Source organism: Agrobacterium sp. RAC06, from assembly GCF_001713475.1.
Taxonomy (GTDB): Bacteria; Pseudomonadota; Alphaproteobacteria; order Rhizobiales; family Rhizobiaceae; genus Allorhizobium.
Genome location: NZ_CP016499.1, coordinates 3,199,844 through 3,218,398 on the forward strand (window position 1 = coordinate 3,199,844; position 18,555 = coordinate 3,218,398).

Here is an 18,555-nt window from a genome sequence, read left to right on the forward strand (position 1 = left end):
AGCGAATGTGCTTGTCGTCCGGGGTTTCGAGGATTAAACGTCCCCCTGATGCAATGCCACAAACGTTATGACGCATTGCAAACAATATGTCCGGACTCTCGGACCGCATCGAGACGCCGCGAGGTTTAGATGGCGAATGTGACTAAAAACCGGCCTCTGTCGCCGCACCTGCAAATCTACAAGCCTATCCCCACAATGATCATGTCGATCCTGCACCGTATCACCGGTGCGGCGCTTTATTTCGGCACGATCCTCGTGGCTTGGTGGCTTGTGGCAGCCTCAACGGGCGCCGAATACTTCGAGTGGGTCAACTGGTTCATGGGAACCATCATCGGCCGCCTGATCCTGTTCGGCTATACCTGGGCACTCATCCATCACATGCTCGGCGGTCTGCGCCACCTGATGTGGGATGTCGGCTACGGCTTCGACAAGCATTTCTCCACGAAGCTCGCCAAAGCAAACATCATCGCATCCGTCGTCCTGACGATCCTCGTCTGGGTCGTTGCCTATATCATTCGCACCTGAGGCACCATTCCATGGATATGCGCACTCCGCTCGGCAAGGTCCGCGGTCTCGGCTCGGCCAAGGAAGGCACCGAGCATTTCTGGCGCCAGCGCGTCACGGCCGTCGCCAACATTCCTCTGATCCTCTTCTTCGTCGGCTTTCTGGTCATGTACAACGGCCAGCCCTATGCCGAAGTGGTTGGCGCATTGTCGCACCCGCTTGTTGCCGTCGTCATGGCTCTGGTCGTGCTGTCGGCACTGATCCATATGAAGCTGGGCATGCAGGTGATCATCGAGGACTATGTCCATGCCGATATCGCCAAGCTTTTGCTTCTGATGCTGAACACGTTCTTTGCAATCCTGATCGGTGGCCTCTGTCTTTTCGCCATCTTGAAGATCGCATTCGTAGGGTAAATCAACATGGCAACCATTCATAACTTCGCCCAGACCGGCAAGGCCTACACCTATGTTGACCATTCCTACGACGTCGTGGTCGTCGGTGCCGGTGGCGCCGGACTGCGCGCGACGCTCGGCATGGCCGAACAGGGCTTCAAGACGGCTTGCATTACCAAGGTTTTCCCGACCCGTTCGCACACGGTCGCAGCTCAGGGCGGTATCGCCGCCTCGCTGAACAACATGACGCCCGACTGCTGGCAGTGGCACCTTTACGACACCGTCAAGGGTTCCGACTGGCTCGGCGACGTTGACGCCATGCAGTATCTCGCCATGGAAGCGCCGAAGGCGGTCTATGAGCTCGAGCATTACGGCGTGCCCTTCTCACGTAACGAGGAAGGCAAGATCTATCAGCGCCCCTTCGGCGGTCACATGCAGAACTATGGCGAAGGCCCGCCGGTACAGCGCACCTGTGCTGCCGCCGACCGTACCGGCCACGCCATCCTGCACACGCTCTACGGCCAGTCGCTGCGCAACAATGCCGAGTTCTTCATCGAGTATTTCGCGCTCGACCTGATCATGTCTGATGATGGCAGCCGCTGCACCGGCGTCGTTGCCTGGAACCTCGACGACGGCACCATCCATCGCTTCTCAGCGAAGATGGTCGTGCTCGCGACCGGGGGCTACGGCCGTGCCTACTTCTCTGCAACGTCCGCTCACACCTGCACCGGTGACGGCGGCGGCATGATCGCCCGCGCGGGTCTTCCGCTGCAGGACATGGAATTCGTCCAGTTCCACCCGACCGGTATCTACGGCGCTGGCTGTCTGATCACCGAAGGCGCACGCGGCGAAGGCGGCTATCTCGTCAACTCCGAAGGCGAGCGCTTCATGGAGCGTTACGCGCCCTCGGCGAAGGACCTTGCCTCGCGTGACGTTGTCTCGCGCTGCATGACGATGGAAATCCGTGAAGGCCGCGGCGTCGGCAAGAACAAGGACCACATCTTCCTGCATCTCGATCACCTCGATCCGGCCGTCCTGCACGAGCGCCTGCCGGGCATTTCGGAATCGGCGAAGATCTTCGCCGGCGTTGATGTGACCCGCGAGCCGATCCCGGTTCTGCCGACGGTTCACTACAACATGGGCGGCATTCCGACGAATTACTGGGGCGAAGTGCTGAATGCCGACTCCAACAATCCGGAACGCATCATTCCGGGCCTGATGGCTGTCGGTGAAGCCGGTTGCGCCTCGGTGCACGGTGCGAACCGTCTCGGCTCCAACTCGCTGATCGACCTCGTGGTCTTCGGTCGTGCTGCTGCGATCCGGGCTGCTGAGGTCATCGACCGCACGTCGCCGATCCCGGCGCTGAATGTCGCCGCCTGCGACAAGATCATGGACCGCTTCGACAACACGCGTCACGCTTCGGGCCAGACCCCGACCGCTGTGCTGCGCGACAAGATGCAGCGCGCCATGCAGGACGATGCGGCCGTGTTCCGCACGCAGGAATCGCTCGAAAGCGGTTGCAATCGTCTGTCTGCGATCTGGAAGGAACTGCCGGACATCAAGGTCACCGACCGTTCTATGATCTGGAACTCGGACCTGGTCGAGACGCTCGAACTGCACAACCTGATGGCCAATGCGATCACCACGGTCTATGGCGCCGAGGCTCGCAAGGAGAGCCGTGGTTCGCATGCCCGAGAAGACTACACGTCCGGTCCGTATGGCGGTCGCGACGACGAGAACTGGCGCAAGCATACGCTGGCCTGGGTCTCGGAAGCGGGTGACGTCAAGCTCGACTACCGCCCTGTCCATACCGAGCTCATCGCTGAAGGCATCGATCCCAAGAAGATCGCGCCCAAGGCCCGCGTCTACTGATTTGAGGACCTCATCATGGTAGAACTCGCTCTCCCCAAGAATTCCCAGGTCACCGAAGGCAAGGTCTGGCCGAAGCCGGCCGGTGCCAAGAACGTTCGCGAATACCGGGTCTATCGCTGGAGCCCGGATGACGGCGCCAATCCGCGCATCGATACCTATTACATCGATGTCGACGATTGCGGCCCGATGGTTCTGGACGGCCTTCTCTACATCAAGAACAATATCGACCCGACGCTGACGCTGCGTCGTTCCTGTCGTGAAGGCATCTGCGGCTCGTGCGCGATGAACATCGACGGCACGAATACGCTCGCCTGCACCAAGGGCATGGATGAGGTGAATGGGACCGTTAAGGTCTATCCGCTGCCGCATATGCCTGTGGTCAAGGATCTGGTGCCTGATCTCTCGAACTTCTACGCCCAGCATCGTTCGATCGAGCCTTGGCTGCAAACGGTGTCCCCGCCTCCGGCGAAGGAATGGAAGCAGAGCCACGAGGATCGTCAGAAACTAGACGGTCTCTACGAGTGCATTCTCTGCGCCTGCTGCTCGACCTCCTGTCCGAGCTACTGGTGGAACGGGGACCGTTATCTCGGTCCGGCCGTGCTGCTGCAGGCCTATCGCTGGCTGATCGACAGCCGCGATGAAGCGACCGGCGAGCGCCTCGACAATCTCGAGGATCCCTTCCGCCTCTATCGCTGCCACACGATCATGAACTGCGCCCAGGCCTGCCCGAAGGGTCTGAACCCTGCCAAGGCGATTGCCGAGATCAAGAAGATGATGGTCGAGCGTCGCGCCTGAGCCACATTGTCAAAAGAATGAGAGGCCGCCCGGGAACCGTTTCGGGCGGCCTTAATTTATCCTTATAGTGCCGGCTATCGATCGAACGTGATATGGAACTTGATTAACCATATTCGCGTAACATATCTAAAACTCAGTTGTACGGCAGGTTGCGGCAAAGGTCGCGAGAGCGGGAGTATAATGATGAAATTCAGCCATGCAGTCACCGGAGCAGCCATCCTTCTGGCGCTCGCGGGGTGCCAGCGTACATCCTACAGCAACATGAATGCTGCCAACAGCGCCCTGCCTCCGCTGCAGGCGCAGCCGGTTCCATCGGTGCAGTCCGGCCAGCTTCCTCCTCCGGGTGCGACAGATCCCAACCAGTTTCCCGCTGCGCCAGCGACGACTGCTGCGGCCGTGGGAACGGCGGTCGCGCCGGCAACCGCGCTTGACGTCACCAAGGAATCGATGGTCGGCAACTGGCGCGTCCAGAGCGCCGGCGCAAGCTGCGACATGTTCCTGACGCTCACCAATCTCGGCAGCGGCTCGCGTGGCGGCACCCGCGGTTGCGCCGGCGAACTCACGGCGATGGGTTCCTGGGAAGTGTCAGGTAAGTCGGTTGTCCTCAAGGACCGCAACGGCAACACCATCGGCAGCCTCTACAAGACGGCCGACGCCCGGTTCGACGGCAGCACCGCGTCCGGCCAGCCGGTCAGCCTGAGCCGCTGAACCTCCTCTTATACATGCGGTGGCCCGCTCGGGGCCACCCTCCCGGCGGGACATTTTCTCCATGCAGCCAGTTCCTGACTACGGCTTAAGCGTCGTCGAGCAATTGCGCGCGATGACGGAGGCGGGAACACTTCAACCCGACCGCTACCAGTTCGGCGTTGCCGAAAAGCTCGACCGGATCCTGACGGAGCTGAAGGCGCGCAAGCCGGCGGCCAAGAAGAGTGCGCTCGGCTGGATGTTTGCCCGGGCACGCAAGCCAGAGATCCCGATCAAGGGTCTCTATATCCATGGCAGCGTCGGCCGCGGCAAGACCATGCTCATGGACCTGTTCTTCCGGCTTGCACCCATCGAGAAGAAGCGCCGCGCGCATTTTCACGAGTTCATGGCCGATGTGCATGCCCGTATCCATGCCCACCGCCAGAAACTGAAGGCCGGCGAGACCAAGCAGGCCGATCCCGTGCCGCCTGTGGCGGAAGCGCTTCGCGAAGAGGCGCAGCTTCTCTGCTTCGACGAATTCACGGTGACCGACATCGCCGATGCGATGATCCTGGCGCGGCTCTTCACCGAGCTTTTTGCGCGGGGTTGCACGCTTGTGGCGACGTCGAATGTCGAGCCAGACAACCTCTATCGTGATGGGCTGAACCGTGGGCTATTCCTGCCCTTCGTCGATCTGCTGAAAAAGAACGTCGATGTCTCGACGCTCGATTCTCCCACAGACTACCGTCTCGAAAAGATGGAGAGCCTACCGGTTTACATTGCGCCCCTCGATGACGCACCGAAGATGATGGACATCGCCTGGAAGCGTGTGACCGAAGGCGCCCCCGAGGTGCCTACATCAATCGAGATGAAGGGCAGGGCCATCGAGATCCCGCGGGCCGCCGGTCGGGCTGCGCGCTTCAGCTTTCACGATCTCTGCGAGCGACCACTCGGCGCATCCGATTATCTGGCGATCGCCAAGCGTTTCGACATCGTCTTCGTCGAGGGTATCCCGCATCTCGGCCCAGAAAAACGGAATGAGACGAAACGCTTCATCATTCTGATCGATGCGCTCTACGACTCCAGTGTTCGGCTGTTCGCCTCTGCCGTTGCGATGCCGGAAACTTTGCTCACGGAGAAGAAGGGCACCGAAGGCTTTGAATTTGATCGAACAGTTTCGCGTCTCTTCGAAATGCGGAGCGCAGATTATCTGGGGCTGCACCAGTCAAAACGTCAAAATCATGACGGCTCGGTGACATAATATTTGACGTTTACGTAAGAATTTTATGTTCTAACCGATTGAAATTGATACACCGAAAATTATCGTTTGCGGTTTAGACCCTTTGGAGCTATGCGGTTTGTCCACAAGGGCAGGCTAACACTCGCCCTCGGCCTTGGTCGCGGATCCAAAAGGAAGTCTACAATGGCGCGCAAGAAGATCGCTCTTATCGGTTCTGGAATGATTGGTGGAACGCTGGCGCATCTCGCCAGTTTGAAGGAACTGGGCGACATCGTCCTGTTCGACATTGCTGACGGCATCCCCCAGGGCAAGGGTCTCGACATTGCCCAGTCCGGTCCGGTCGAGGGCTTCAATGCCAAGCTTTCCGGCGCGAGCGATTACGCCGCCATCGAAGGTGCTGACGTCTGCATCGTGACTGCCGGTGTTGCCCGCAAGCCGGGCATGAGCCGCGATGACCTGCTCGGTATCAACCTCAAGGTCATGGAACAGGTTGGCGCCGGCATCAAGAAGTATGCCCCGAACGCCTTCGTCATCTGCATCACCAACCCGCTCGACGCGATGGTCTGGGCCCTGCAGAAGTTCTCGGGCCTCCCGACCAACAAGGTCGTCGGCATGGCCGGCGTTCTCGACTCTGGTCGTTTCCGCCACTTCCTGTCTGAAGAATTCAACGTTTCCGTCCAGGACGTCACCGCCTTCGTACTCGGCGGCCACGGCGACACCATGGTGCCGCTCGCTCGTTACTCGACCGTTGGCGGCATCCCGCTGACCGACCTCGTGAAGATGGGCTGGGTCACCAAGGAACGCCTCGAAGAAATCATCCAGCGCACCCGTGACGGTGGCGCCGAAATCGTCGGTCTGCTGAAGACCGGCTCGGCCTACTATGCACCGGCTGCTTCCGCCATCGAAATGGCCGAGTCCTACCTCAAGGACAAGAAGCGCGTTCTGCCCTGCGCCGCCTACCTCACCGGCCAGTACGGCGTGAAGGACATGTATGTCGGCGTACCGGTCGTCATCGGTGAAGGCGGCGTCGAGCGCATCATCGAAATCGACCTGAACAAGGCCGAAGAAGAAGCCTTCCAGAAGTCTGTCGGCGCCGTTGCCGGCCTCTGCGAAGCCTGCATCAACATCGCGCCGGCTCTCAAGTAATTGCCATTTCGCCCAAAACAGGGACACGACAATGAACATTCATGAATATCAGGCCAAGGCTCTTCTGAAGAGCTTTGGTGCACCGGTCGCCGAAGGTGTGGCCATCTTCTCCGCAGAAGAAGCCGAAGCCGCCGCAAAGCAGCTTCCTGGCCCGCTCTACGTGGTCAAGAGCCAGATCCATGCTGGCGGCCGCGGCAAGGGCAAGTTCAAGGAACTGTCGCCGGAAGCCAAGGGCGGCGTACGCCTCGCTTTCTCGATCGACGAAGCCAAGAGCCACGCCAAGGAAATGTTCGGCAACACGCTGGTGACTGCCCAGACCGGCGACGCCGGCAAGCAGGTCAACCGTCTCTACATCGAAGACGGTGCCGACATCGCTCGCGAACTCTACTGCTCGCTGCTCGTCGACCGCTCGGTCGGCCAGGTTGCCTTCGTCGTTTCGACCGAAGGCGGCATGGACATCGAAGCCGTTGCCCATGACACGCCGGAGAAGATCCACACGATCGCCATCGATCCGCTGACGGGCGTGACGGACGCGGATGTTGCTGCCATTTCCAAGGCCCTGGAGCTTTCGGGTGCGGCTGCCGAAGACGCCAAGGCGCTCTTCCCGATCCTCTACAAGGCCTTCGTCGAGAAGGACATGGCCCTGCTCGAAGTCAACCCGCTGATCGTCATGAAGAATGACCATCTGCGCGTGCTCGACGCCAAGATGTCCTTCGACGGCAATGCGCTGTTCCGCCATGACGACGTCAAGGCGCTGCGCGACGAGACCGAAGAAGACGCCAAGGAAATCGAAGCCTCCAAGTGGGACCTCGCTTACGTGGCCCTCGACGGCAATATTGGCTGCATGGTCAATGGTGCCGGTCTCGCCATGGCGACGATGGACATAATCAAGCTGTACGGCAAGGAGCCGGCAAACTTCTGCGACGTCGGCGGTGGCGCCGGCAAGGAGAAGGTCGCGGCCGCCTTCAAGATCATCACGGCTGACCCGAAGGTCGAGGGCATCCTCGTCAACATCTTCGGCGGCATCATGAAGTGCGACGTCATCGCGGAAGGCGTGATCGCCGCCGTGAAGGAAGTCGGCCTGAAGGTTCCGCTCGTTGTTCGCCTCGAAGGCACCAATGTCGAACTTGGCAAGAAGCTCCTGAACGAATCCGGTCTCGCGATCACCGCAGCCGACGATCTGGACGACGCTGCCAAGAAGATCGTCGCGGCGATCAACGGCTAATCTGAGGAACCTATTCGATGTCCATTCTTGTAAACAAGAACACCAAGGTCCTCGTTCAGGGCCTGACCGGCAAGACCGGCACCTTCCACACCGAACAGGCGCTGGCTTACTACGGCACGCAGATGGTCGGCGGTATCCATCCGAAGAAGGGTGGCGAAAACTGGACCGGCTCCAAGGGTGAAACCCTGCCGATCTTCGCGACGGTTGCCGAAGCCAAGGAAAAGACCGGTGCAGATGCATCCGTGATCTACGTCCCGCCGGCAGGGGCTGCTGACGCCATCATCGAGGCGATCGACGCCGAGATCCCGTTCATCACCTGCATCACCGAGGGTATCCCGGTTATGGACATGGTGCGGGTCAAGGCCAAGCTCGACAAGTCGAAGTCGCGCCTGCTCGGCCCGAACTGCCCGGGCATCCTGACGCCGGAAGAGTGCAAGATCGGCATCATGCCGGGCTCGATCTTCCGCAAGGGTTCGGTCGGTATCGTCTCGCGCTCGGGAACATTGACCTATGAAGCCGTGTTCCAGACCTCGAACGAAGGTCTCGGCCAGACGACCGCCGTCGGTATCGGTGGCGACCCGGTCAAGGGTACCGAATTCATCGACGTGCTGGAGATGTTCCTGGCCGACCCGGCTACGACTTCGATCATCATGATCGGCGAAATCGGCGGCTCGGCTGAAGAAGATGCAGCCCAGTTCCTCATCGACGAAGCCAAGAAGGGCCGCAAGAAGCCGATGGCCGGCTTCATCGCCGGTCGTACGGCGCCGAAGGGCCGCACCATGGGTCACGCCGGTGCTGTGGTTTCCGGTGGCAAGGGCGATGCGGAATCGAAGATCGAAGCCATGGAAGCCGCCGGCATCAAGGTTTCGCCTTCGCCGGCACGTCTGGGCAAGACCCTGGTCGAAGTCCTCAAGGGCTGAGATCTGACGAAAATCAAGCCAGGCGAAGGGTTGGTCCGCCAATCCTTCGCCTGGACTTCGCATATCTGAGACGATTTGCAATTTTTGACGATCGCGAGCGGCAGGCCGGGCATCCGGCCATCAATTCTAGTCGGGAGGCGAGCCGAGAGGTTCGCAAAACACCATGGGTAGGCAAGAAGCCAACGAGCAGTTTCTGATCACGTCCTTCCTGGACGGATCGAATGCGGCCTATATCGAGCAGCTTTACGCGCGTTACGAGGAGGATCCCTCGTCGGTTTCCGACGAGTGGCAGGCCTTTTTCAAGGCGCTGGCCGACAATCCGACCGATGTGAAGAAGGCCGCCAAGGGCGCCTCCTGGCAGCGCAAGAACTGGCCGATCGCTGAAGGTGGCGAGCTCGTCAACGCGCTCGACGGCAATTGGGGCGTGGTCGAAAAGGTCATCGAAAAGAAGGTTCAGGCCAAGGCAGAAGCGACCGCCGCTTCGACCGGAAAGTCTGTTTCGGAAGCTGAAGTCCTGCAGGCAACGCGCGATTCCGTCCGCGCCATCATGATGATCCGTGCATACCGCATGCGCGGTCACCTGCATGCCAAGCTCGATCCGCTCGGTCTCGCCGCTCCGGTTGATGACTACAACGAGCTTTCACCGACCGCTTACGGCTTTACCGAAGCCGATTACAGCCGCAAGATCTTCATCGACAACGTGCTGGGTCTGGAATACGCCACGATCCCGCAGATGCTCGACATCCTGCAGCGCACCTATTGCTCGACGCTTGGCGTCGAGTTCATGCACATCTCCAATCCGGAAGAAAAGGCCTGGATCCAGGAGCGCATCGAAGGCCCCGGCAAGGGTGTCGAATTCACGCCGAACGGCAAGAAGGCCATTCTGCAGAAGCTTATCGAGGCCGAGGGCTTCGAGCAGTTCATCGACGTCAAGTACAAGGGCACCAAGCGCTTCGGCCTCGACGGTGGTGAATCGCTGATCCCGGCGCTTGAGCAGATCATCAAGCGCGGTGGCCAGGAAGGTCTCGAGCAGGTTGTTCTCGGCATGGCCCATCGCGGTCGTCTGAACGTCCTAACCAACGTCATGCACAAGCCGCATCGTGCGGTCTTCCACGAATTCAAGGGTGGTTCCTTCAAGCCCGACGAAGTCGAAGGTTCCGGCGACGTGAAGTATCACCTCGGCGCTTCCTCCGACCGCGAGTTCGACGGCAACAAGGTTCACCTGTCGCTGACGGCCAACCCCTCGCACCTGGAAATCGTCAACCCGGTCGTCATGGGCAAGGCCCGCGCCAAGCAGGACCAGCTCGCCAAGATCTGGGAAGGCGATGTCATTCCGCTGAAGGAGCGCGCCAAGGTTCTGCCGCTTCTCCTGCATGGTGATGCAGCTTTTGCCGGCCAGGGTGTGACTGCCGAAATTCTCGGCCTGTCGGGCCTGCGCGGTCACCGCGTGGCCGGCACGCTGCACGTGATCATCAACAACCAGATCGGTTTCACCACCAATCCGGCCTTCTCGCGTTCGTCGCCTTATCCGTCCGACGTCGCCAAGATGATCGAAGCGCCGATCTTCCACGTCAACGGTGACGATCCGGAAGCCGTCGTCTACGCGGCCAAGGTCGCGACCGAATACCGGATGAAGTTCCACAAGCCTGTCGTCGTCGACATGTTCTGCTACCGCCGCTTCGGTCACAACGAAGGCGACGAGCCGAGCTTCACCCAGCCGAAGATGTACAAGGAAATCCGTGCCCACAAGACTGTGGTCAACATCTATGGCGAGCGTCTGATCGCCGAAGGTCTGATCACCGAGGGCGAACTCGAGAAGATGAAGGCCGACTGGCGCGCGCATCTTGAGCAGGAGTTCGAGGCTGGCCAGAGCTACAAGCCGAACAAGGCCGACTGGCTTGATGGTGCATGGTCGGGTCTCAGGACCGCCGACAATGCCGACGAACAGCGCCGCGGCAAGACCGCCGTACCGATGAAGCAGCTCAAGGAGATCGGCCGCAAGCTGTCGACCATTCCGGAAGGCTTCAAGGCACACCGCACGATCCAGCGCTTCATGGAAAACCGCGCGCAGATGATCGAGACCGGCGAAGGCATCGACTGGGCCATGGGCGAAGCACTCGCCTTCGGTTCGCTCTGCCTCGACGGCCACAAGATCCGTCTGTCCGGCCAGGATTGCGAACGCGGCACCTTCAGCCAACGTCATTCGGTACTCTACGATCAGGAGACTGAAGACCGCTACATCCCACTCGCCAATCTGGCGCCGAACCAGGCCCGCTACGAAGTCATCAACTCGATGCTTTCGGAAGAAGCCGTGCTCGGCTTCGAATACGGCTATTCGCTGGCCCGTCCGAATGCGCTGACGCTCTGGGAAGCCCAGTTCGGCGACTTCGCCAACGGTGCGCAGGTCGTGTTCGACCAGTTCATCTCGTCGGGTGAACGCAAGTGGCTGCGCATGTCGGGCCTCGTCTGCCTTCTGCCGCATGGTTACGAAGGTCAGGGTCCGGAACACTCCTCCGCCCGCCTCGAGCGCTGGCTGCAGATGTGCGCCGAAGACAACATGCAGGTCGCAAACGTCACGACGCCGTCGAACTACTTCCACATTCTGCGCCGTCAGATGAAGCGTGACTTCCGCAAGCCGCTGATCATGATGACGCCTAAGTCACTGCTGCGCCACAAGCGTGCCACGTCGAGCCTTGCCGAGATGGCTGGTGAATCTTCGTTCCACCGCCTGCTGTGGGACGATGCCGAAGTCATCAAGGACGGCCCGATCAAGCTTCAGAAGGATGCGAAGATCCGTCGCGTCGTCATGTGTTCCGGCAAGGTCTATTACGATCTTCTGGAAGAGCGCGAAAAGCGCGGCATCGACGACATCTACCTGCTGCGCATCGAACAGCTCTATCCGTTCCCGGCCAAGGCGCTCATCAACGAGCTCTCGCGCTTCCGCAACGCGGAGATGGTCTGGTGCCAGGAAGAGCCGAAGAACATGGGCGCCTGGTCGTTCATCGATCCGTATCTGGAATGGGTGCTCGCCCATATCGACGCCAAGTACCAGCGCGTGCGCTACACCGGTCGTCCGGCTGCCGCCTCGCCGGCAACCGGCCTGATGTCCAAGCACCTTGCCCAGCTCGAAGCCTTCCTCGAGGACGCACTGGGCGGTTGATCCGCCCAGTCACTCCCTCGCAGACCGAAACGTTCTCTGACCAACGGAATTGAGATCATGGCCACTGAAATCCGCGTACCCACCCTCGGCGAATCCGTCAGCGAAGCCACTATTGGCACCTGGTTCAAGAAGGTCGGTGACACCGTCAAGGCCGACGAGCCCCTCGTCGAACTGGAAACCGACAAGGTGACTGTCGAAGTCCCGTCGCCGGTCTCGGGCGTTCTGACTGAAATCGTCGCCCAGAACGGCGAAACCGTCGGTCTCGGCGCGTTGCTCGGCCAGATCGCCGAAGGTGCTACCGGTTCTGCTGGTGCCGGTGCTCCGGCCCCTGCCGCAGCACCGGCTCCCGCTGCAGCGCCCGCTCCGGCCGCCGCTGCTCCGGCTGCTCCCTCGGCCATGCCGGCTGCTCCAGCTGCTGCCAAGCTCGCTGCCGACAACAACATCGCGACCTCTGACGTCGACGGCTCCGGCAAGCGTGGCCAGGTGCTGAAGGGCGACGTGATCGCCGCCATCGCCAAGGGTACGGCTGCTCCGGCTGTTGCCGCGGCCCCTGCTGCTCCGCGTCCGGCTTCGTCCGGCGACGACGCATCGCGCGAAGAGCGCGTGAAGATGACCCGTCTGCGCCAGACAATCGCCAAGCGCCTCAAGGACGCCCAGAACACGGCTGCCATGCTGACCACCTATAACGAGGTGGACATGTCGGCCGTGATGGCCCTGCGCAACCGCTACAAGGACATCTTCGAGAAAAAGCACGGCGTGAAGCTCGGCTTCATGGGCTTCTTCACCAAGGCCGTCACGCATGCGCTGAAGGAACTGCCGGCCGTTAACGCCGAAATCGACGGCACCGACATCATTTACAAGAACTACTGCCACATCGGCGTTGCCGTCGGCACGGACAAGGGTCTGGTCGTGCCGATCGTACGCGATGCCGACCAGATGTCGATCGCCGAGATCGAAAAGGACATCGGCCGTCTCGGCAAGGCTGCCCGTGATGGTCAGCTGTCGATGGCCGACATGCAGGGCGGTACCTTCACCATCTCCAACGGTGGCGTCTACGGTTCGCTGATGTCCTCGCCGATCCTGAATGCACCGCAGTCGGGTATCCTCGGCATGCACAAGATCCAGGAGCGTCCGGTCGTCGTCGGTGGCCAGATCGTCATTCGTCCGATGATGTATCTCGCGCTCTCCTACGATCACCGCATCGTCGACGGCAAGGAAGCGGTCACCTTCCTCGTTCGCGTCAAGGAAAGCCTCGAGGATCCGGAACGTCTGGTTCTCGACCTCTAAGGAAAACGCACGATGGAGCCGGTATCCGCTTCCGCCTCTCCGCTGGTCCTGCTTCTTGCCTGGAGCGTGGTCCTGCTGGTGGCGCATGTCCTCCTTCAGGGCATGCTGGCCACCAAGGAGCTGGGCACGGAGTGGAATGCCGGCCCGCGTGACGACAACAAGCAGCCGGCGAGCAAGCTCGCCGGGCGCGCCGCACGGGCGTCATCGAATTTCCGCGAGACCTATCCCGCCTTCGTGGCCCTTGCCGCTGGGTTGCTGTTCACCGGTGAGACCTCGGGCCTCGGCCTGACCGGTGCCATCGTCTGGTTTGTCGGGCGCATCGTCTATTATCCGCTCTATCTGGCAGGCATTCCCCATATCCGCTCGATCGTCTGGACTGGCGCCATGGCCGGCCTCGGCTTGATGTTCCTCGCACTGGCGTTTTGAGGTGAGGCATGGGCGCGTCGTCGAGAGCAATAGTTCTTCTTGCCGCGCTCGCGCTGTCTGATGCGGCTATGGCCGCCGATTGCCGGATTGAAAAAGCCACCTACCGCGAAGCCGAGACCGGCGTCGAGCTGGTCTTTGCTACTGCCAGCGGCGAGAATACGCCTGTTTCCCACGGGTTCAGCACCGAAATAAGCACTTTTAAGCTCAATGGTCACGTCATGTTCGATCCCGAAATCGAGCGTCCCATCGGCATGCTGATGAACAATTGCCCCGAGGGCGACGTAACCGGGGCAACGATTGCTGCCTGCACCGTCTGGAAGGGCATCGTCTACGGGATCGACGAGGCGACCGGCCATGTCGATCTCCTGCCGCCGGAAGGCGCCGACGCACCCGATGCACTTCTCCTGCCCGGCTTTGGTCCTTCCATCCTTTCGTCTGCTGTCGGCAAGGGGATGAACAGCGCGCCCTGGGATGTCTTCGAGTTTAAGGGCTGCGCCTCATGACCACCCGTCCCATCCTTCTCGTCACCGGCGGCAGTCGTGGCATCGGTGCTGCCGTCTCCCGCAAGGCAGCCGCGCAGGGTTACGACCTCCTAATCAACTATCGTTCGGACAAGCTGGCCGCAGAGGCCGTCGCTGCGGACTGCCGCGCGCTAGGCGCCGGTGCGGAAATCGTCCAGGGTGATACCGCCACCGAAGAAGGCATCGCCGCGATCTTCGCCGCCGCCGATCTCCTTGGACCGCTCCATGGTCTGGTCAACAATGCCGGCGTGGTCGACGTCACGGCGCGGGTCGAGGAATTCGACCGGGCGCGGCTCGACCGGATGTTTGCCGTCAACGTCATCGGCAAGATCCGGTGCGCCACGGAAGCGGTGAAGCGCATGTCGACGAAGCATGGCGGGCAGGGTGGCGTGATCGTCAACATCTCGTCCATGGCCGCCGTGATCGGCAGTTCGGGCCAGTATGTCGACTATGCCGCCGCCAAGGCCGCCGTCGATACCTTTACTGTGGGCTTGTCCCGCGAAGTCGCGACCGAGGGCATCCGGGTCAATGCCATCAGGCCCGGGATCATCGATACCGAAATTCATGCATCCGGCGGATTGCCGGACAGGGCGCGCGATCTCGCACCCATCGTTCCGATGCAAAGGCCCGGAACGGCCGACGAAGTGGCCGACAGCGTTCTTTATCTCCTCTCGCCTCAGGCATCCTATGTCACGGGTGCCCTCTTGAATGTCAGCGGCGGTCGGTAACCGTCGAAAACGAAGGAAGCTTCCCATGTCTTATGATGTCATCGTTATCGGCTCCGGCCCCGGCGGCTATGTCTGCGCCATCAAGGCGGCCCAGCTCGGCATGAAGGTTGCCGTGGTCGAAAAGCGCGCGACCTATGGCGGCACCTGCCTCAACATCGGCTGCATCCCCTCCAAGGCCCTGCTGCACGCCTCGGAAGTCTTCCACCACGCCGCCCATGGCATGGCCGATCTCGGTGTCGAAGTCGGTGCGCCGACATTGAACCTCGGCAAGATGATGGCGCACAAGGACGCGACCGTGAAGTCGAACGTCGAAGGCGTCGCTTTCCTGTTCAAGAAGAACAAGATCGACGGCATCCAGGGCACCGGCAAGATCCTTTCGGCCGGCAAGGTTGAAGTCACCAACGACGCGGGCGAAGTCCAGGTCCTGGAAACCAAGAACATCGTCATCGCCACCGGTTCCGACGTCGCCGGCATTCCGGGTGTTGCCGTCGAAATCGACGAAAAGGTGATCGTGTCCTCGACCGGCGGCATTGCGCTTGAAAAGGTCCCGGCCAAGATGATCGTCGTCGGCGGCGGTGTCATCGGCCTTGAACTCGGCTCGGTCTGGTCGCGCCTCGGCGCCAAGGTCACCGTCATCGAATATCTCGACACGATCCTCGGCGGTATGGATGGCGAAGTCTCCAAGCAGTTCCAGCGCATCCTTGCCAAGCAGGGCATGGAATTCAATCTCGGCGCCAAGGTTACCGGTGTCGTGAAGTCGGGTGAGGGTGCTAAGGTCACGTTCGAGCCGGTCAAGGGCGGCGAAGCCCAGACGCTCGACGCGGACGTGGTGCTCGTCGCCACCGGCCGCAAGCCCTACACGGCGGGTCTCGGCCTCGAAGAAGCGGGCGTTGCCCTCGACAACCGTGGTCGCGTCGAAATCGACGGCCACTATCGCACCAATGTCGCCGGCATCTTTGCGATCGGTGACGTGGTCAAGGGGCCGATGCTTGCTCACAAGGCCGAAGACGAAGGCGTGGCGCTTGCCGAAATCCTCGCCGGCCAGCATGGCCATGTGAACTACGAGGTCATCCCCGGCGTCGTCTACACCCAGCCGGAAGTCGCTTCCGTCGGCAAGACCGAGGAAGAGCTCAAGGCCGCAGGCGTCGCGTACAAGGTCGGCAAGTTCCCGTTCACGGCCAATGGCCGTGCGCGCGCCATGCAGGCCATGGACGGCTTTGTGAAGGTTCTGGCCGACAAGGACACGGACCGCGTTCTCGGCGTTCACATCATCGGCCTCGGCGCTGGCGAGATGATCCACGAAGCTGCCGTGCTCATGGAATTCGGTGGTTCGTCGGAGGATCTCGGCCGCACCTGCCACGCCCACCCGACCATGTCGGAAGCCGTGAAGGAGGCCGCACTCGCGACCTTCTTCAAGCCGCTGCACATGTAAGGCGTCAGACCTAACATAGGTCAATTATTATATTTCGGTAAGGTTGAAGGCCGTCGCTTGTACCCCAGGCGGCGGCCTTTATCATGTGTGGTCAGTGCCTCCCTTTGCTCCTCCCGAAAGGCAAGACCATGGCCCATGTCGCACCCGCCTCCTATTCCATCCCGCAGAAGGCCCTTCACTGGCTGATGGCCCTGCTCATTCTCTTCAATCTCATCTTCTCTGATGCGATGGAGGAGGTGGCTGAAGCCTACGAACGCGGGGAGGTCCCTTCGCCTGAGGACCTGACCTTCGCCAATATCCATGCCTATGTCGGGATTGCCGTTCTGTGTCTCGGGCTTGTGCGCCTGGTGATCCGCTTCACCCGAGGGGCGCCGCCGGCGCCGGCTGAGGAGCCGCCGATCCTGGCAGTCGCTGCGAAGCTGGCGCATGGTACCTTCTATGCCTTGTTCTTCCTTATCCCGCTCAGTGGCATCGGCGCCTACTACTTCGGCAACGAAACCGCAGGCTTCGTGCATGGCGGCCCGCTGAAGAGCCTCATGTGGCTTTTGATCGCAGTGCACATCCTAGCGCTTCTGGTACATCAGTTCTACTGGAAGACGCCGGTTGCCACCCGCATGACGCGGGGGTGATCGCCAAGGGGGACAGTATGGGTGTTGTGGTCGAACAGCGTGTCGTGCTCCCGCATCCTGACCTTGCCAATGCCGATTGGGCCGACAGCTACAGTGTCCGCCTCGATCGAAACGATCTCGTTCCGATGGAGGTTGCGAGCGAGCTTATGGGGCGGGCGCCGCGCTGGGTCGGCGCTCTGCTCAAGATCCGCAATCGGATCGTCGGTCTCTTCGGCTTGAAATCAGCAGAGTTAGAGTTGACCGGTCAGGATCGCATCGGCGGCTTTCCGGTTCTGGCGCAGGATGAACAGCATGTGCTGCTTGGCTTCAACGATAAGCATCTCGACTTCAGGATCATCGTCGCCGTGGAGCCGGAGGGCGCCGGTCATCAGCATGTGTCGCTGACGACGCTCGTCAAGCGGCACAATCTGTTCGGCCGGATCTACATCCTCTTCGTCACGCCGTTCCACAAGCTGATCGTGAAGACCTTCCTGAAGCGCTTTGCCGCTTCGAAAGACCCTAGCCGTCGATCCGCGTAACGGTGTAGCCCTGGCCGCGCAGCAATTCGACCAGACCTTCTTCGCCCGGCAGATGCAGCGCGCCGACGGCGATAAAGGCGTTTCCTTTTTCCAGGTGCTGCTTGCTACCTTCGGCCATGACCAGGTTGCGATCTCGGACGATGCGGGTCTCGAAAGCGGCGTAGGCGCTCTCGTCTTCACCGGCGGCGGTGGGGGCGACGACTTTCAGCAAGGGCATGGTCATGCCGATGTCACCGGCGAGATAGAGCTCCGTCATGGTTTCAATGACGTCCTCCATCTTGTCGCCGAGTTCGATCGTTTCGATCAACGCCTTGAAATGAAAATCGACCGGTAGGTCGGCCATGGCTTCCAGCTGCTCGACCAGCGTTTCAAGGCCGGCAACCGGCTTCTCCGCAGCCACGGCATCTTCGGCGATCTTCTTGTCCAGGAAGGAGGCGCCGGCTGCCTTGCGGGAAAGTTCGCATGCCGGGAGCGCCACGAAGCTCGCCAGGATCCATGGCTTCATCTTGGCGACGGCACCTAGCGCCAGGCCACGCTGCTTCAGCCCGGCTTCCAATCGCTGGAGTTCTTCAGCGTCAAGATGGTCCTTCACCGACTTGCCATCGGTGAACATTGTCAGTTCGGGATGCATGAGCAGCGAAGCGGCGGCCTTCTGCTCGTCGAGGATCTCGTCTGATTCGATGACGACCACATCTGCGGCTGCAGCCGCTTCGCGGGCGCCGTTCGGCATGGTCAGAACGCGGGGATCGGTGACATGCATGGTGCCGAGCAGGTAGGAGGGCTGCAGGCCTGCCTTCTCAACCTTCCAGAAGATCCCCTGGCCATTCGGTATTTTGGCGGCTTCGGCGCGGATCTTCGCGAGCTCTTCCGGCTTTTCCTTTTCCATCGCCACGAGCAGGTTCTCGCCATGGCAGGCGACATCGGAAGCGCGCGCCGGGCTGACTGCAAGGAGGGTGGCGAGCAGGAGGACGACGAGGGCGAGCGGCAGCACGCCTGCGATCCAGAGACCGATTTCAGACGGTGAAAGGCGCGGCAGGTGCGGCCGCAGCGATAAAAGGCGATGCGCGTTCATGTCG

At 61.0% G+C, this 18,555-nt stretch carries 18 protein-coding genes; 17 read left to right on the plus strand and 1 reads right to left on the minus strand.

Features of this window, described 5'->3' with window-relative positions; translation table 11 throughout:
- Positions 1–129 precede the first annotated feature (129 nt).
- From sdhC to BSY240_RS15455, 17 genes are all read left to right on the plus strand, one after another.
- Positions 130–525, plus strand: a complete 396-nt coding sequence (gene sdhC, locus BSY240_RS15375; protein WP_069042870.1) for a succinate dehydrogenase, cytochrome b556 subunit — start codon at positions 130–132, stop codon at positions 523–525.
- An 11-nt stretch (positions 526–536) separates the two neighbouring features.
- Positions 537–917, plus strand: a complete 381-nt coding sequence (sdhD, locus tag BSY240_RS15380) for a succinate dehydrogenase, hydrophobic membrane anchor protein (protein WP_054150404.1) — start codon at positions 537–539, stop codon at positions 915–917.
- A 6-nt stretch (positions 918–923) separates the two neighbouring features.
- Positions 924–2,768 carry a succinate dehydrogenase flavoprotein subunit gene (gene sdhA, locus BSY240_RS15385; RefSeq protein WP_054150405.1) on the plus strand — a complete coding sequence of 615 codons (1,845 nt, stop codon included), beginning with the start codon at positions 924–926 and terminating at the stop codon, positions 2,766–2,768.
- A 15-nt stretch (positions 2,769–2,783) separates the two neighbouring features.
- The gene (locus BSY240_RS15390) at positions 2,784–3,563 is read left to right on the plus strand and encodes a succinate dehydrogenase iron-sulfur subunit (RefSeq protein ID WP_054150406.1); all 780 of its coding nucleotides are present in this window, start codon (positions 2,784–2,786) and stop codon (positions 3,561–3,563) included.
- 183 nt (positions 3,564–3,746) lie between these two features.
- Complete coding sequence (locus BSY240_RS15395; RefSeq protein WP_054150407.1) at positions 3,747–4,271, plus strand: protease inhibitor Inh/omp19 family protein; 525 nt, start codon at positions 3,747–3,749, stop codon at positions 4,269–4,271.
- A 61-nt stretch (positions 4,272–4,332) separates the two neighbouring features.
- Positions 4,333–5,508 (plus strand): cell division protein ZapE, encoded by a 1,176-nt coding sequence (zapE, locus tag BSY240_RS15400; RefSeq protein WP_069042871.1) that lies wholly within the window; start codon positions 4,333–4,335, stop codon positions 5,506–5,508.
- Between the two features lie 162 nt (positions 5,509–5,670).
- On the plus strand, positions 5,671–6,633 hold the full coding sequence (gene mdh, locus BSY240_RS15405) for a malate dehydrogenase (protein WP_054150409.1): 963 nt from the start codon (positions 5,671–5,673) through the stop codon (positions 6,631–6,633).
- Between the two features lie 31 nt (positions 6,634–6,664).
- Positions 6,665–7,858, plus strand: coding sequence for an ADP-forming succinate--CoA ligase subunit beta (gene sucC / locus BSY240_RS15410; protein WP_069042872.1), 1,194 nt, complete (start codon positions 6,665–6,667; stop codon positions 7,856–7,858).
- 17 nt (positions 7,859–7,875) lie between these two features.
- On the plus strand, positions 7,876–8,778 hold the full coding sequence (sucD, locus tag BSY240_RS15415; RefSeq protein ID WP_006724463.1) for a succinate--CoA ligase subunit alpha: 903 nt from the start codon (positions 7,876–7,878) through the stop codon (positions 8,776–8,778).
- A gap of 163 nt (positions 8,779–8,941) precedes the next feature.
- A complete protein-coding gene (locus tag BSY240_RS15420) occupies positions 8,942–11,938 on the plus strand; it encodes a 2-oxoglutarate dehydrogenase E1 component (protein WP_069042873.1) in 2,997 nt (998 codons plus the stop codon).
- A 57-nt stretch (positions 11,939–11,995) separates the two neighbouring features.
- The gene (gene odhB, locus BSY240_RS15425) at positions 11,996–13,225 is read left to right on the plus strand and encodes a 2-oxoglutarate dehydrogenase complex dihydrolipoyllysine-residue succinyltransferase (RefSeq protein WP_069042874.1); all 1,230 of its coding nucleotides are present in this window, start codon (positions 11,996–11,998) and stop codon (positions 13,223–13,225) included.
- A 12-nt stretch (positions 13,226–13,237) separates the two neighbouring features.
- Complete coding sequence (locus BSY240_RS15430) at positions 13,238–13,651, plus strand: MAPEG family protein (RefSeq protein ID WP_069042875.1); 414 nt, start codon at positions 13,238–13,240, stop codon at positions 13,649–13,651.
- 8 nt (positions 13,652–13,659) lie between these two features.
- Positions 13,660–14,154, plus strand: a complete 495-nt coding sequence (locus BSY240_RS15435) for a hypothetical protein (RefSeq protein ID WP_069042876.1) — start codon at positions 13,660–13,662, stop codon at positions 14,152–14,154.
- Positions 14,151–14,900, plus strand: a complete 750-nt coding sequence (locus BSY240_RS15440; RefSeq protein ID WP_069042877.1) for an SDR family oxidoreductase — start codon at positions 14,151–14,153, stop codon at positions 14,898–14,900. Before BSY240_RS15435 ends, BSY240_RS15440 begins: the two co-directional genes overlap by 4 nt.
- Before the next feature lie 25 nt (positions 14,901–14,925).
- Entirely contained in the window at positions 14,926–16,332 is a 1,407-nt protein-coding gene (gene lpdA / locus BSY240_RS15445) for a dihydrolipoyl dehydrogenase (protein WP_069042878.1), read from the plus strand.
- Positions 16,333–16,460: 128 nt separating this feature from the next.
- On the plus strand, positions 16,461–16,961 hold the full coding sequence (locus tag BSY240_RS15450) for a cytochrome b (protein WP_069042879.1): 501 nt from the start codon (positions 16,461–16,463) through the stop codon (positions 16,959–16,961).
- 17 nt (positions 16,962–16,978) lie between these two features.
- Positions 16,979–17,479: a DUF2867 domain-containing protein gene (locus BSY240_RS15455; RefSeq protein ID WP_069042880.1), complete on the plus strand. Its 501-nt coding sequence runs from the start codon at positions 16,979–16,981 to the stop codon at positions 17,477–17,479.
- On the opposite strand, the gene BSY240_RS15460 is transcribed toward BSY240_RS15455, so the two are convergent.
- Positions 17,460–18,551, minus strand: a complete 1,092-nt coding sequence (locus BSY240_RS15460) for a TraB/GumN family protein (RefSeq protein ID WP_069042881.1) — start codon at positions 18,549–18,551, stop codon at positions 17,460–17,462. The genes BSY240_RS15455 and BSY240_RS15460 overlap by 20 nt on opposite strands.
- Positions 18,552–18,555: the final 4 nt, after the last annotated feature.

Bases quoted from the DNA above. Each gene is read 5' to 3' on its own strand.
- sdhC (WP_069042870.1), top strand. From the start codon at position 130: ATGGCGAATGTGACTAAAAACCGGCCTCTGTCGCCGCACCTGCAAATC.
- sdhD (WP_054150404.1), top strand. From the start codon at position 537: ATGGATATGCGCACTCCGCTCGGCAAGGTCCGCGGTCTCGGCTCGGCC.
- sdhA (WP_054150405.1), top strand. From the start codon at position 924: ATGGCAACCATTCATAACTTCGCCCAGACCGGCAAGGCCTACACCTAT.
- BSY240_RS15390 (WP_054150406.1), top strand. From the start codon at position 2,784: ATGGTAGAACTCGCTCTCCCCAAGAATTCCCAGGTCACCGAAGGCAAG.
- BSY240_RS15395 (WP_054150407.1), top strand. From the start codon at position 3,747: ATGAAATTCAGCCATGCAGTCACCGGAGCAGCCATCCTTCTGGCGCTC.
- zapE (WP_069042871.1), top strand. From the start codon at position 4,333: ATGCAGCCAGTTCCTGACTACGGCTTAAGCGTCGTCGAGCAATTGCGC.
- mdh (WP_054150409.1), top strand. From the start codon at position 5,671: ATGGCGCGCAAGAAGATCGCTCTTATCGGTTCTGGAATGATTGGTGGA.
- sucC (WP_069042872.1), top strand. From the start codon at position 6,665: ATGAACATTCATGAATATCAGGCCAAGGCTCTTCTGAAGAGCTTTGGT.
- sucD (WP_006724463.1), top strand. From the start codon at position 7,876: ATGTCCATTCTTGTAAACAAGAACACCAAGGTCCTCGTTCAGGGCCTG.
- BSY240_RS15420 (WP_069042873.1), top strand. From the start codon at position 8,942: ATGGGTAGGCAAGAAGCCAACGAGCAGTTTCTGATCACGTCCTTCCTG.
- odhB (WP_069042874.1), top strand. From the start codon at position 11,996: ATGGCCACTGAAATCCGCGTACCCACCCTCGGCGAATCCGTCAGCGAA.
- BSY240_RS15430 (WP_069042875.1), top strand. From the start codon at position 13,238: ATGGAGCCGGTATCCGCTTCCGCCTCTCCGCTGGTCCTGCTTCTTGCC.
- BSY240_RS15435 (WP_069042876.1), top strand. From the start codon at position 13,660: ATGGGCGCGTCGTCGAGAGCAATAGTTCTTCTTGCCGCGCTCGCGCTG.
- BSY240_RS15440 (WP_069042877.1), top strand. From the start codon at position 14,151: ATGACCACCCGTCCCATCCTTCTCGTCACCGGCGGCAGTCGTGGCATC.
- lpdA (WP_069042878.1), top strand. From the start codon at position 14,926: ATGTCTTATGATGTCATCGTTATCGGCTCCGGCCCCGGCGGCTATGTC.
- BSY240_RS15450 (WP_069042879.1), top strand. From the start codon at position 16,461: ATGGCCCATGTCGCACCCGCCTCCTATTCCATCCCGCAGAAGGCCCTT.
- BSY240_RS15455 (WP_069042880.1), top strand. From the start codon at position 16,979: ATGGGTGTTGTGGTCGAACAGCGTGTCGTGCTCCCGCATCCTGACCTT.
- BSY240_RS15460 (WP_069042881.1), bottom strand. From the start codon at position 18,551: ATGAACGCGCATCGCCTTTTATCGCTGCGGCCGCACCTGCCGCGCCTT.